Source organism: Streptococcus iniae (assembly GCF_030732225.1).
GTDB lineage: Bacteria > Bacillota > Bacilli > Lactobacillales > Streptococcaceae > Streptococcus > Streptococcus iniae.
On the sequence record NZ_CP132230.1, the window covers coordinates 1111315 to 1124346 of the forward strand.

Annotated in this window: 13 protein-coding genes; 6 read left to right on the forward strand and 7 right to left on the reverse strand. The window is 34.8% G+C overall.

Annotated elements, in window-relative coordinates; translation table 11 throughout:
* From Q9317_RS05540 to Q9317_RS05560, 5 genes are all read left to right on the forward strand, one after another.
* Positions 1 to 1116, forward strand: coding sequence for a cysteine desulfurase family protein (locus tag Q9317_RS05540; RefSeq protein ID WP_003099723.1), 1116 nt, complete (start codon positions 1 to 3; stop codon positions 1114 to 1116).
* A 1-nt stretch (position 1117) separates the two neighbouring features.
* Positions 1118 to 1465 carry a DUF1831 domain-containing protein gene (locus tag Q9317_RS05545; protein WP_003099725.1) on the forward strand — a complete coding sequence of 116 codons (348 nt, stop codon included), beginning with the start codon at positions 1118 to 1120 and terminating at the stop codon, positions 1463 to 1465.
* Positions 1466 to 1533: 68 nt separating this feature from the next.
* Positions 1534 to 1746, forward strand: coding sequence for a DUF4649 family protein (locus Q9317_RS05550; RefSeq protein WP_003099727.1), 213 nt, complete (start codon positions 1534 to 1536; stop codon positions 1744 to 1746).
* A 174-nt stretch (positions 1747 to 1920) separates the two neighbouring features.
* On the forward strand, positions 1921 to 2565 hold the full coding sequence (locus tag Q9317_RS05555) for a redox-sensing transcriptional repressor Rex (RefSeq protein WP_003099729.1): 645 nt from the start codon (positions 1921 to 1923) through the stop codon (positions 2563 to 2565).
* An 8-nt stretch (positions 2566 to 2573) separates the two neighbouring features.
* Positions 2574 to 3275, forward strand: a complete 702-nt coding sequence (locus Q9317_RS05560; protein ID WP_003099731.1) for a gamma-glutamyl-gamma-aminobutyrate hydrolase family protein — start codon at positions 2574 to 2576, stop codon at positions 3273 to 3275.
* On the opposite strand, the gene radC is transcribed toward Q9317_RS05560, so the two are convergent.
* The 6 genes from radC to Q9317_RS05590 all read right to left on the reverse strand — a co-directional run bounded on the left by radC (position 3272) and on the right by Q9317_RS05590 (position 9696).
* The gene (radC, locus tag Q9317_RS05565) at positions 3272 to 3952 is read right to left on the reverse strand and encodes a RadC family protein (protein ID WP_016356016.1); all 681 of its coding nucleotides are present in this window, start codon (positions 3950 to 3952) and stop codon (positions 3272 to 3274) included. The two genes, Q9317_RS05560 and radC, sit on opposite strands and share 4 nt — an antisense overlap.
* Before the next feature lie 42 nt (positions 3953 to 3994).
* The gene (locus Q9317_RS05570; protein WP_003099737.1) at positions 3995 to 5119 is read right to left on the reverse strand and encodes an AI-2E family transporter; all 1125 of its coding nucleotides are present in this window, start codon (positions 5117 to 5119) and stop codon (positions 3995 to 3997) included.
* 102 nt (positions 5120 to 5221) lie between these two features.
* On the reverse strand, positions 5222 to 6661 hold the full coding sequence (locus Q9317_RS05575) for a 6-phospho-beta-glucosidase (RefSeq protein ID WP_003099738.1): 1440 nt from the start codon (positions 6659 to 6661) through the stop codon (positions 5222 to 5224).
* A 138-nt stretch (positions 6662 to 6799) separates the two neighbouring features.
* On the reverse strand, positions 6800 to 7399 hold the full coding sequence (locus Q9317_RS05580) for a histidine phosphatase family protein (protein WP_003099739.1): 600 nt from the start codon (positions 7397 to 7399) through the stop codon (positions 6800 to 6802).
* Positions 7400 to 7510: 111 nt separating this feature from the next.
* Entirely contained in the window at positions 7511 to 8128 is a 618-nt protein-coding gene (locus Q9317_RS05585; RefSeq protein WP_003099740.1) for a GDSL-type esterase/lipase family protein, read from the reverse strand.
* An 80-nt stretch (positions 8129 to 8208) separates the two neighbouring features.
* The gene (locus tag Q9317_RS05590; protein WP_003099741.1) at positions 8209 to 9696 is read right to left on the reverse strand and encodes a glycoside hydrolase family 1 protein; all 1488 of its coding nucleotides are present in this window, start codon (positions 9694 to 9696) and stop codon (positions 8209 to 8211) included.
* A 258-nt stretch (positions 9697 to 9954) separates the two neighbouring features.
* Between Q9317_RS05590 and Q9317_RS05595 the strand changes: the two genes are divergently transcribed.
* The gene (locus Q9317_RS05595; protein ID WP_003099742.1) at positions 9955 to 10887 is read left to right on the forward strand and encodes an AraC family transcriptional regulator; all 933 of its coding nucleotides are present in this window, start codon (positions 9955 to 9957) and stop codon (positions 10885 to 10887) included.
* A 91-nt stretch (positions 10888 to 10978) separates the two neighbouring features.
* On the opposite strand, the gene Q9317_RS05600 is transcribed toward Q9317_RS05595, so the two are convergent.
* The gene (locus Q9317_RS05600) at positions 10979 to 12898 is read right to left on the reverse strand and encodes a beta-glucoside-specific PTS transporter subunit IIABC (RefSeq protein ID WP_003099743.1); all 1920 of its coding nucleotides are present in this window, start codon (positions 12896 to 12898) and stop codon (positions 10979 to 10981) included.
* Positions 12899 to 13032 lie beyond the last annotated feature (134 nt).

Consider the following 13032-nt stretch of genomic DNA (forward strand, 5'->3'; position numbering starts at 1 on the left):
ATGATATATTTTGATAATGCTGCCACTACTCCATTATTACCGTCTGTTATAGAAGCTATGACAGAAAGTATGCAAGGTCAGTTTGGTAATCCATCTAGTATTCATAGTTATGGAAGAGCCGCAAATAAGACATTGAGAGATTGTAGGCAAAGTATTGCTCAATTACTAGGTGTCGAAAGTCGAAACATCATTTTCACCTCCGGAGGAACTGAGAGTAATAATACAGCAATCAAGGGTTATGCCCTTGCAAATCAGTCTAAAGGAAAACACCTGATCACAACAAGTATCGAGCATCACTCTGTTCTACATACTATGGCATATCTTGAGGAACGGTTTGGTTTTGAAGTGACTTATATTAAACCTCAAAACAGACACATTACTGCTCAGCAAATCAAGGATGCTTTGCGCGAAGATACCATTTTGGTTAGTGTTATGGCAGCAAATAATGAAACAGGCGATTTATTACCCATTTCTGAAATTGGACAAGCCCTTAAAGATCATCAAGCTGTTTTTCATGTCGATGCTGTTCAAACTATGGGGAAAATTGAAATTTCTCCTATAACTGCAAAAATTGATTTGTTATCAGCTTCAGCACATAAGTTTCATGGTCCCAAAGGTGTCGGCTTTCTCTATGCAAATCCCCTGCACTTTGATTCACTTCTTCATGGGGGGGATCAAGAAGAAAAAAGGCGTGCTAGCACTGAAAACATGATTGGTATTGTTGGTATGACTAAAGCCCTTGAAGTTGCCTATGAAATGAAATCCCAACACTGGCAAACTGTGACAAACTTAAAAGAAAGTTTTTTAAATCACTTGTCTGGTATTGACTTTTATTTGACTAAGAATGAAGAATCCTTGCCTCATATTCTTAATATCGGCTTCCCAAACTGTGACAATGCAACATTGCTCACTCGTTTAGACCTTGAAGGTTTTGCTATCTCAACTGGTTCAGCTTGTACAGCCGGAAATGTTCAGCCTAGTCATGTTTTAGAAAATTACTATGGGAAAACTGCTCCTGCATTAAAAGAATCCATTCGCGTGTCTTTTTCTGAACTCAATCATTTAGATGACGTTCAATTATTAACAAAACACTTAAAAACAATCATTGGAGGATAAGATGGCTTTTGAAAAAGAAATTGCCCTAAAAGACTGTCGCTATCGCTACGCGATTAGCTCAGACATCAAAAAATACACTTTAAGAGATACAACCTTTTTTCAAACTAAACCTGGTCATTATGAATTAACAAGGCTTTTAGAAGAAGTTCCAAACTCTGGTCAGGGGTTTCCTCTAAAAATTACAATCAATAAAGATTTGACTTCTTTTAAACTAGCTATTACTGATATGTCTGGATTACGACTTGTTAATATCTTTAAATCAGAGCAAACTAAAATATTACAGGACAAATTTTATTTTTTAATGGATAGTTTAGTAGAACGTGGTATTTTCACAAAAGAAGAGCTCTAATCCAATCAGTTGAGCTACTCTACCAAAATAGGTATAATAAGTATATTAATCTATTATGGAGGTAAGATATGATTGAGATTACTTATTACAACGAAAGTAAACAAGAAAAAATCATTACTTATGATGATATGGAAGCTTTAGAAAGAGCCCAACATTCTTGTAATATCTTGATAGCTGATTATCTAAAGGTTAAAAAACTTCTTGTAAATGGAAAAGAATTAGATTATAAGGGAAATTTTGGTGACCTCTACTTCTACTTAAGCCAAGAAAATAAGCATTAATCCAAGTGATGTTATTATTAGAGACCCTACTTTAATGATAACGTCTTTTTTTATTCAATTTCTCATTTTAATGGAATATTTTTGTTTAGCTGTTGCATAATTCACAAACTTTTTGTTACAATAGAGATAGAAATAAGACAGAAATTAATTAACATTAAAAAAGGAGTAACTATTGTGGTTATTGATAAATCTATTCCAAAAGCAACCGCTAAACGACTATCACTTTACTATCGTATTTTTAAAAGATTTCATGCCGATCAAGTTGAGAAAGCTAGCTCAAAACAAATTGCAGATGCAATGGGCATTGATTCTGCCACTGTTCGTCGAGACTTTTCTTACTTCGGTGAGCTTGGACGACGTGGTTTTGGATATGATGTGACTAAATTGATGAACTTTTTTGCTGACTTACTAAATGACCATTCAACAACTAATGTTTTGTTGGTTGGTTGTGGTAATATTGGTCGTGCCTTACTACACTACCGCTTCCATGACCGTAATAAGATGCAAATAGCAATGGCTTTTGATGTCGATGATAATGATATTGTAGGCACAAAAACAAGTGATGGTATCCCAGTTTATGGCATTTCAAGCATTAAGGAGCATGTCCAAGAAAGTGATATTGAAACTGCTATTTTAACTGTTCCCAGTATCTATGCACAAGAAGTTGCTGACCAATTAGTTGAAGCAGGAATCAAAGGGATCCTAAGTTTTGCTCCCTTTCATTTGCAAGTCCCTAAAGGGGTAATTGTTCAATACGTTGACCTAACAAGCGAACTACAAACCCTTCTTTACTTTATGAATCATAATAATAATTTCTAGGAGTTTTAATGCCTAAACCAATCATCGGAATTAGCGCAAACCAGCGTTTAAATAGAACACTTGATGACCTGCCTTGGACATATGCGCCAGCAGGTTTTTCAGAAGCCGTCATAAAATCAGGTGGTATTCCTCTTTTATTGCCAATTGGTGATCAAGAGGCTGCACAGACTTATGTCTCTAACATTGATAAATTAATTCTTATAGGTGGTCAAAATGTTGACCCTAAATATTATAATGAAGACAAAAATGCCTTTGATGATGACTTCTTTCTTGAAAGAGATGAATATGAAATCGAACTGATCAAAGAAGCTATTAAACAAAGAAAGCCTATTTTAGGAATTTGTCGAGGCATGCAATTAATGAATGTATTTCTAGGTGGCAGTCTTCATCAAAATATTTCAGGTCATTGGCAAGAGACACCATCTGATACAACTTGTCATGATATCACTATTGAAGAAACATCATTTCTTAATGATATTTTTGGATCGCAAGCAGCAATAAATTCCTTGCACCATCAATGTATCAAGGATTTAGCTCCTGATCTCTCTGTTATTGCTAGAGATCCAAGAGATGAAACCATCGAAGCTGTGATTTCTAATAATTCTGAAATCGGTTTTATTGGCTTACAATGGCATCCCGAACTTTTACAAAATGCTCGAAGCCAAGATGCTGAAATATTTAACTATTTCATTCAATCCTATACTCTTTAAAAAAGATTGGATTTTTCTCTAAAACTATAATACCCTTCTTTACTAACAATGATGTGATCTAGGCATGCAATTCCAATATGATCACATGATTGTTTTATTTTATCTGTAAAATGGTAATCATTTTCACTTGGTTCTGTTGAACCTGAGGGATGGTTATGAACTATAATGAGACTTGTAGCCATATTTTTACAAGCATAGTGTAGAATTTCTCTTGGTTCAGCAATTGAGCGTCTAACACTGCCGATAAAAATTGTTTTTTCTTCAATAATTCTATTTTGAGTATCTAAATATAGGGCGACTAGATGCTCCTGCTTTTTATCCCCTAATTCGTGCATCATTAGTTTGGCTATTTGATGGCTAGAAAGTATCTGATTTTCTATTCCTTGTTTTTCAGCCTGGATTCGGTTTGAAAGTTCAAGCATTGCTTTAATTTCAATGGATTTTACCTTTCCAATACCAGATAACTGTTGCAACTCCTGAAGTGACATCTGCTTTAAATCTGATAATCTATCAAGCGAAGACAATAAATAAGCAGATAGCTCCATCACATGTTTTTCTTTATTGCCTGTTCGTAGTAAGATGGCTAGGAGTTCCTGATTGCTTAATGTCTCTACGCCATATCTGACCAATCTCTCACGTGGTAGCAAGGTTTCGTGTTCTAATTTAATACTGTACATAAAATGCCCTCCACTATTTTATTCGAAAAAAAAGCAAATTTCCTAAGAAATTTGCTTTTTTTCAATTGCTTGACGTTTTGCGATATCGTCTTTTAACATCTGATATAAAGTTGCTGCTAGTGGCACTGAAATAATCATACCAACAATACCTTTTAAAGAAGCTCCAATTGTAATAGCTAACAAAACCCACATTGCTGGTAAGCCAATTGAGCCACCTACAACTCTAGGATAAATTAAATTACCTTCAAATTGCTGTAAAACAACAATAAAAATGACAAATAAAACAGCTTGTGAAAAGGACTGAGTCATGATTAAAACAAAACCAACAGTAACCCCAATATAAGCGCCAACTACAGGTATTAAAGCGGTAAATGCTACTAATATGCTAATAGTAGCTGCAAAAGGAAATTGAAATATCAACATTCCTATTACAGTTAGTGTTCCTAAAATAGCTGCTTCAATGGTCTGGCTAACAAAAAATCCTCTGAAACGATGATGTAAAATACCAGTGACATAGTGAATACCATGAGCATACTTTCCAGCGTAGGTATCGATTAGCGTATTTGTTTGACGTCCCAATTGTTCTTTATTTCCTAAAACATAAAGGGAGAAGACAAAGCTAACAAAAACATTAATAATAGCTGATGCAATGGCTGATACTGACGTTAGAATATTCGTTAATATTGCTAAAAACTTTTGTAGGAGTTGTTGACTATAGCCAGAAATAGTCTCCGTAATTTTAGCATCTCCACCAATATAATCCATCCATTTGTTCAAGAGTTGATTGTCATTTAAATCTTTAATCACTTTTTTTATGGAAGAGGTATCAAAAGTCAGTAGTTTACTAATACTTGAAATTAAATCTGGAATAACAATCGAAATGATCCAAAAAAATAAGGCAAAAAAGGTTAGATAAGCTAAAACCATCGAAATACCTCGTTTTAATTGAAAATGATGCTCAGGTTTGAAAAAATGCGATAACAGATTTTCATAAGCTCCCATGACAATATTAACAATATAAGCTAGTGCTGCTCCATACAAAAAAGGAAGGCTTGTTTTATAAACACTATCAATAATATCAGTTCCAGCTTGCCAGTTGGCTTGAATAGCATAGCAAGCAATAAAGGCAATAATAAGGTAAATCACTTGTTTTTTCTCGAATTTCATATAAACTCCTTTCTCCTATTATACACTATAAGTTCTACTTTAAGCTAATTTATTCGATTAAAAAAGGGCTACTAAAAGCCCTAAATCTTAATGCTGTCTGAGTTAATCTAAATCTACTCCTTGTGAAGCAATCACACGTTTATACCAATCAAAAGATTTTTTCTTAGAACGTTTTAAACTTCCATTGCCGTAGTTATCTCTATCGACATATATAAAACCATACCGTTTTTTCATTTCCCCTGTCCCAGCTGAAACCAAATCAATACAACCCCAGGTTGTGTAACCAAGTAAGTCCACTCCATCACAATTAATAGCATCATTCATTGCTTTGATGTGTTCTCTTAAATAATCAATACGATAATCATCTTCAACATAACCGTTTTCGTCTGGAGTATCAATTGCGCCTAAACCATTTTCAACAACAAAAAGTGGTTTTTGGTAGCGGTCCCAAATAGCATTTAAGGTTATTCTAAGTCCAAGAGGATCAATTTGCCAACCCCATTCTGAAGCCTTCAAATAAGGATTTTTTAAGGAGGCAAAAATATTACCTTGTGTTTTTTCGTTAACATCTGGATCACCTGATGCGACTCGGCTTGAATAATATGAAAATGAAATGAAATCGACTGTATGAGTTGCTAATAGTTTCAAATCATCTTCAGTCATCTTGATGTCAAGTTTCTCCCTCTCAAATTGCTTCATAGCATAATTAGGATACTTCCCACGCGCCTGAACATCTATGAAGAAATAATTATGACGGTCTTCTTGCATAGATGCCCAATAATCCCGTGGATGTGCTGTATTTGGATAGTATTGCCCTGCTGCTAACATACAGCCAACTTTGTTATTAGGATCAATTTCATGAGCTATTTTAGTGGCCAAGGCTGATGCTACTAATTCATGATGAGCTGCTTGGTATTTCACCTCTTCTACATTTTCACCTTCATCAAAAGATAAACCAGCTCCCATAAATGGTGCGTGTAAAATCATATTGATTTCATTAAAAGTTAACCAATACTTAACAAGACCTTTATATCTGCTGAAAATCACACGGCAAAGGTTTTCATAGAAATCAATCATTTTACGATTACGCCAGCCTCCGTAAGTTTCAATTAAATGCATAGGGCAGTCAAAGTGCGTAATGGTTACCAAAGGTTCAATTTGATATTTATGACATTCTTTAAAAACATTTTCGTAGAATTGAAGACCAGCTTCATTTGGTTGACTCTCATCCCCCATAGGGAAAATGCGAGACCAAGCAATAGACATACGATAAGTTTTAAATCCCATTTCAGCAAACAAAGCAATATCTTCTTTGTAATGATGATAAAAGTCAATTGATTCCTTAGCAGGATAAAAATAATTGTCTTCAAAATGATCAACTTTTTTCTGACCGGTAATAATTGGGAGACGGTCTTTTCCAATAGGAACAAGATCAACATTGGCTAAGCCACGACCATCTCTATCATAGGCGCCTTCGCATTGGTTTGCAGCTGTCGCACCACCCCATAGGAAATCTTTTGGAAATTTAGCTTCTGTATTCATTATAATACTCCTTTTTTAAGAAATGATAGTAAGCACACAACTAAGGAAAGGGCGCTAGAGGGAATTGACTTCAATTATTACTGTCTGTTCTAAAGGTGTGCTTAAAAAAGTGTCGAGCTGATGTGGGCTTTGGTAATGTTAAAAATGATAGCTCTTGAAGTTATTAGTTGGTTGCACTAATTTTTTTAAAGTAAATTGGCCTGCATCATAATCAAATTCACAAATAGAACAGTTGGTGAAGAAAACACCTGGTGGAAATGTAATGCCTAATTCTAGACATAAGCCCCACATGGCCGCGCCATGACTAACCATCAAGATAACCCCGTCTTCTTTTTCCTTCACAACTTGTTTTTGCATTTCAACTTTAAGGCGTTTGCCTACTTGACGAATGTCTTCACCACCATAGGGAACCAATAAATCTTCAAAAGAGCTAGCACCCTCTCGATGTTTTGGTAGTAAATACTCGGGTTGAGCTTCAAAAGTACCAAAATTCATTTCCTTCAAACCTTTAAGCTGATAAACATTTTGGTCTACAATTAGTTTTGCCGTATCAGTTGCTCGCTCCTGAGTTGACGAATAAACCTTATCAAAAACAATATCTTCTTGTTCAAAATATGTTTTTGCAAGTAAGGCTTCTTTAATGCCAACTTCTGTTAAAGGTGAATCGCAGGCCCCTTGAACACGTCCTTGAGTATTAAAGAGAGTTTGCCCATGTCGCATCAGATAAAGTTTAGTCATTGTTAGTTACTCTTTCATTTTGTTATTTCCTATATGACCAAGAAAGAAATCACCCACGTCATTAACAATCATTGTTATGGCCATTACATATCATACTATTCCTTTTAAATCCTAGCTGAGATAAGGTTTTAAAAGTTGTGATAATTTGTCATAACCTAATACATTGAGGTGTAAGCCATCTTTGGTGTAATAATCATTTAAGGCATTTCTGTCATTTTTTAGGTGATTTGCAATTGGAATAAAAGTTATTCCAGGGATTGCTTCTAATTCACTATTAAGTTGGTCGATGGCATCATTTGACCGGACCTTGACAGTTTTGGAAAACATTTCTAAATCAGAAACCGGTAAAACCGAAATAAGATTTACCTCAGCATAGATATTATCAATCTTTAGTTTTGAAACGATATCAATCACTTTTTCTTTAATATCAGAAATGGAATGCCCAAGACCTAAATCATTTGTTCCGATTAATAAAAAAATTCGTTTAGCTTCTAAGTGGTAAAGATAATCTTCAAGGTGTTTTTCCAAGAAATAAGTATCAATTCCCGCAATTCCACGATTGTAGATTGTCTCATTGCGCCCAAAATATTTTTTAAGAGGGTAAAATTCAATAATGGAATCGCCAACAAAAATTGTGGCATCCTTATCAATATTTTGATTCCCTTTTTGATAGACTTGCAAGCGATTATTTTGATAATTTAAGAGTTCTTCTGTTACAACTTCAAGCATTTTTTGTCCTCGTTCTTTCTCAATAATTAGTATACCAAAAAGTCTTCAGACAAACAGGATTAATATATGATAATGTCGCTCTAATTGAGGTCTTGACCATTAGACGCAATCACTCTTTTGTACCAATAAAAGGAATCTTTAGGAGTGCGCTCTAAGCTTCCTTTACCTTCATCATCTTTATCAACATAAATAAAGCCGTATCGCTTGCGCATCTCACCAGTACCAGCAGAAACAATATCAATACAACCCCAGGTTGTGTAGGCAATAAGATCAACACCATTAGCTACCGCGTCGGACATGGCTTTGACATGAGTACGATGATAATCAATACGATAATTATCATGAATAGAACCGTCTTCCTCAACAGTATCGAAGGCACCCAAACCATTTTCAACAACCATCAAGGGAAGTTCATAGCGGTCGTAAATCTTTTCAAGATAGTATTGTAAACCTGTTGGATCTTGTGCCCAACCCCAATCAGAATACTCAAGGTACTCATTACGAGCTCCTGAAGAAAAATTACCTGCTACCTTATCTGTCACTTCATGAGTTGTCACATTGTTAGACATATAATATGAGAAAGTATAGAAATCTACTTTACCTTTTGCAAGAATTTCTAAATCATCTTCTGCCATCTCAAGTTCAACATGATGTTCTTTCCATAGCCGTTTAGCATAGGTTCCATATTTTCCTTTTGCTTGAACATCACCACAGTAATAAATGCCTTGTTCCCACTTATGCTCAGCCGCTAAAATATCAGCTGGATCACATGTTGCGGGATAGAAGGTGATGCCACAAATCATATTTCCAATCATATAATCTGGGTTAATTTGGTGCCCAATTTCAACAGCTTTAGCTGAGGCAAGAAATTGATGATGTAGGTGTTGGTAGGCATCCTGATATTCCTTATCATCAGCATTGCCACCAAACATATCTAAAAACATTACGGTGTTATTGATTTCATTAAAAGTTAACCAATAGTTTACTAATCCCTTATACTCTTTAAAAATAGTCTCAGCAAATTTAACATACAAATCTACTAATGCTCTATTCGTCCAGCCGCCATAGGTTTCTTCTAAATAAAGTGGGGTATCAAAGTGCCAGATAGAAACCAAAGGCTCAATACCATATTTATGGCATTCTTCGAAAACAGCACGATAAAAATCTAATCCTTCTTGATTAGGTTGAGTCTCATCTCCCTTTGGAAAAATACGTGCCCATGAAATTGATAGTCTGAAAATGCTATAACCCATTTCTGCAAATAATTTGATATCTTCTTTATATCGATGATAGAAATCAACAGCTTCATGATTAGGATAATAATGATCTTCTAAAACAGCAAACTTAGCACCTTCAGGTAAAACTGCTGTATGACCCATTGAAGGCATTTTGCCTGGTTTTCCATCCTTATCAATATATGTTGCATAACGCGGACTATTTACAGAACCACCCGTTGTAACATCTGTTTGAACTAATCCACGACCACCTTCATTGTAAGCACCCTCAGCTTGATTGGCAGCAATTGCACCGCCCCACATAAACCCTTTTGGAAATTGTGTATTTGTCATTGTTCTTCCTCTTTCATTTCTAATAGTTATAGTATAGGTTTTTTAAACATGTATTTCTTGTTCAATGATATGTATATATGATACTATCCTATGACATTGATCAAAACTGCCATTTCATAACTATTCAATTTTAGCCAATCCTCCAACCTTAACATCTCAATTGATAATTTTATCTAATGAAATATATGAATGCTTATCGTTTTTCTTTTGCAATAATCTGTTATAATACTATTATATGAATCTAAAAGGAATAAGCTCATGGTAAAAAACAGACAAACTATCCCTAAACTTTCGATGACTGAACAGAAACATCTTTTACCTTATAACTATTTTCAAACCCGTGTTGAAAATGGCCGGCCTGATATTCTTTTTCATTGGCATCCTGAATTGGAAATTAATTATATCTATGAAGGTACAGCACGATACCATATTGATTATGATTTTTTTAATAGCCAGGCTGGTGATATCGTTTTAATTAGACCAAATGGCATGCACTCAATACATCCAATAGCTAATCAAAAACACCTTATGGATACTTTTCAATTTCACTTAGAAATGATTGGTTCTACTATTATTGATCAGGTTAGTTTACGTTATCTTCAACCATTGCAAAATAGTGATTACAAATTTGTCTATTGTATTAAACCTGATATGCCGGGATACTCTGATATTAAATCCTGCTTATTTACCATTTTTAAACTCGCAAAAGAAGAAGGCAGACATTTTGAACTCCTTCTTAAATCAAAACTCCATGAATTTATTTATCTTCTTTTTTATTACCGCTATGTTCTTCGTAAAACGACAGATGATGTTTATCGAAAAAATGAAAAAATTAGGCAACTCATTGATTTTATCAACCACCATTATAATGAAAACCTGACAATTGAATTTTTAGCCGACTATATTGGTTATAGTAAAACCCATTTTATGTCTGTCTTTAAACAACATACTGGAAGCTCTTGTACTGAATTTCTGATTCAAGTAAGACTTAATAAAGCTTGTGAGTTATTAGCACATTCCACTAAACCTATTCTAGAAATTACTCATGATATTGGTTTTAATAACCTCTCTCATTTCAACAGGCAATTTAAACGGTATTTTTTTGTCACACCAAGTTACTATCGCAAACAGTATACTAAAACTAGAGAAAGCCAAAACCTGATTAATCCAGCAAAATCAGATCAAAAGTAACTCTAAAAATGAAAAAGAGCTCCTTATAAAAACAGTATTCAAAGGTTTCACTGCTTTATATAAGGAGCTCTTTTCATGTGCGTTATTTTTCTTAATAAATTGTTGTTAGCAGGTAATCACCAGATGCGATTTCTTTTTCTTGACTAACTAGAATATCTTCGAAAACTTCTGTATTAGTCACAATGACAGGTGTGATTACTGGTAAGCCAGCAGCTTTAATGGTTTGAATATCAAATTCTAACAGTTTTTGACCAGCTGCAACTTTTTCGCCAACCTTTACTAAAGCATTAAAGCCGTTTCCTCCTAAAGATACGGTATCCATACCAACATGGATTAACAAGTCTGCACCGTTTTCAGTTTTAAGACCAATGGCATGTTTTGTTGCAAAAACTAAGATCACTTCAGCATTTGTTGGAGCATAGATGATACCTTCACTTGGATTAATCGCAATCCCTTTCCCCATTGCACCAGATGCAAACACTTCATCCGGAACTTCTGCTAATGGTACTAATTGGCCAGACAGTGGACTAGCAATAATTTCTTGTTTAATGTCTTTAAGAGGCGTAATGTCACTTATTTCTTCAATTGCACTTGTAGCATCATCTCCTTCTTGACCACCATAAAGGTAAGGAACTGGTGCAATCATTTGTAGTGCAAAGGAAACTAGAATAGCTGCAAGAGTGAACGCCATCATAATAAACATCGGGGTCATACCATCTTTAGGACTAACGTAACCTGGATACATAAAGATTCCCAAGGCACCCATAGCATAGTTTTTCAAGTCGAAGAATGATAATCCTGCACCAATAAGACCAGATACCACACAAGAAATATAAAATGGAATTTTCATTGGTAAAGTAATGCCGTAAATTGCTGGCTCAGTTACCCCAAAGATTGAGGAAATAAAGGCTGGCATAGCAATCTCTTTAACTTTTTTCTCTTTTGTTTTAAGCATGATAGCTGCAAGAACACCTGTTTGGGTAAAGTTTGGTAATGCTGCTGCAAGAAGTATTGTTGACCAACCATTTTGTGAAAATTGTAATATTGCTAATGGTACAATAGCCCAATGAAGACCAAACATGACAAGAATCTGCCACAATGCTCCAAGTAAAATACCATAAAGGAGTGGACTAAAGCCCATAACTGAAGTAAATAAAGCTGATAGTAAGTCAGAGGCAAAATTAGCAATTGGACCAACTGCCAAGAATGTCAATGGAACAACAATTAGGAGTGTTGTAAAAGGAACCATAAAAACTTTAACAACGTCTGGAATAATGTTTTTCATGCTTTTTTCAACATGGGATGCAACCCAAACGGCTAATATAATTGGCATAACGGTTTGAAGGTAACTTCCTGCTGCAGGTAATTCAAATGGAATACCTAAAACATTAGCTAATTTTGCTTCTCTTAATGCAGTAAGAGTGCCTGGTAAGGTTGGATAAACCAAAGCCATAGCAATTCCCATAGCAGTGAATTCATTCATTTTAAACTTACGTGCTGCATTATAGGCTAATATAATTGGAAGAAATTGAAAAAAACCATCACCAGCTGTGTTTAAAATAACATATAAGGCACTGTTAGTAGCATTCCATCCTAATGATACTGATAAAATAGATACCAAACCTTTGATAATACCTGCTGCAGCAAGTGTGCCTAACATCGGTTGGAAAATTCCTGAAATTAAGTCTACAAAACGATCAAAAAGAGAGCCTTTAGGAGCATCACCTTCATCAATATTTAAAAGGCCTCCACCCGCAATCCCAGTAACACCTTGTACTGACTCATAAACATCAGGGACATGATTACCAATAACAACCTGATATTGCCCACCTGCTTTAACAACTGTTACTATACCATCTCTATTTTTAAGGTAATTATCATCGGCTTTTGCTTCATCTTTTAAATGAAAACGAAGACGAGTGACACAATGTTTAAGACCAATAATATTTTCTTTTCCACCCACGTGAGCAACAATATCTCTTGCCAACTCTGTGTAATCTTTTTTAGCCATCTTTTGGCTCCTTTCTTGAATCAGTCCATTTTGATAACTGATTTTGATTGGGTATCATGCCTTTCAGTATCTCAAATAGATGATTTGCTTTTCACTAGAAAATAGAAAAAACCTAAACAAATACCAAATAAAAC

What these genes read in the sequence shown, in the direction of transcription:
- Q9317_RS05540 (WP_003099723.1), top strand. Translation starts at nt 1, where the DNA reads ATGATATATTTTGATAATGCTGCCACTACTCCATTATTACCGTCTGTT.
- Q9317_RS05545 (WP_003099725.1), top strand. Translation starts at nt 1,118, where the DNA reads ATGGCTTTTGAAAAAGAAATTGCCCTAAAAGACTGTCGCTATCGCTAC.
- Q9317_RS05550 (WP_003099727.1), top strand. Translation starts at nt 1,534, where the DNA reads ATGATTGAGATTACTTATTACAACGAAAGTAAACAAGAAAAAATCATT.
- Q9317_RS05560 (WP_003099731.1), top strand. Translation starts at nt 2,574, where the DNA reads ATGCCTAAACCAATCATCGGAATTAGCGCAAACCAGCGTTTAAATAGA.
- radC (WP_016356016.1), bottom strand. Translation starts at nt 3,952, where the DNA reads ATGTACAGTATTAAATTAGAACACGAAACCTTGCTACCACGTGAGAGA.
- Q9317_RS05570 (WP_003099737.1), bottom strand. Translation starts at nt 5,119, where the DNA reads ATGAAATTCGAGAAAAAACAAGTGATTTACCTTATTATTGCCTTTATT.
- Q9317_RS05575 (WP_003099738.1), bottom strand. Translation starts at nt 6,661, where the DNA reads ATGAATACAGAAGCTAAATTTCCAAAAGATTTCCTATGGGGTGGTGCG.
- Q9317_RS05580 (WP_003099739.1), bottom strand. Translation starts at nt 7,399, where the DNA reads ATGACTAAACTTTATCTGATGCGACATGGGCAAACTCTCTTTAATACT.
- Q9317_RS05585 (WP_003099740.1), bottom strand. Translation starts at nt 8,128, where the DNA reads ATGCTTGAAGTTGTAACAGAAGAACTCTTAAATTATCAAAATAATCGC.
- Q9317_RS05590 (WP_003099741.1), bottom strand. Translation starts at nt 9,696, where the DNA reads ATGACAAATACACAATTTCCAAAAGGGTTTATGTGGGGCGGTGCAATT.
- Q9317_RS05595 (WP_003099742.1), top strand. Translation starts at nt 9,955, where the DNA reads ATGGTAAAAAACAGACAAACTATCCCTAAACTTTCGATGACTGAACAG.
- Q9317_RS05600 (WP_003099743.1), bottom strand. Translation starts at nt 12,898, where the DNA reads ATGGCTAAAAAAGATTACACAGAGTTGGCAAGAGATATTGTTGCTCAC.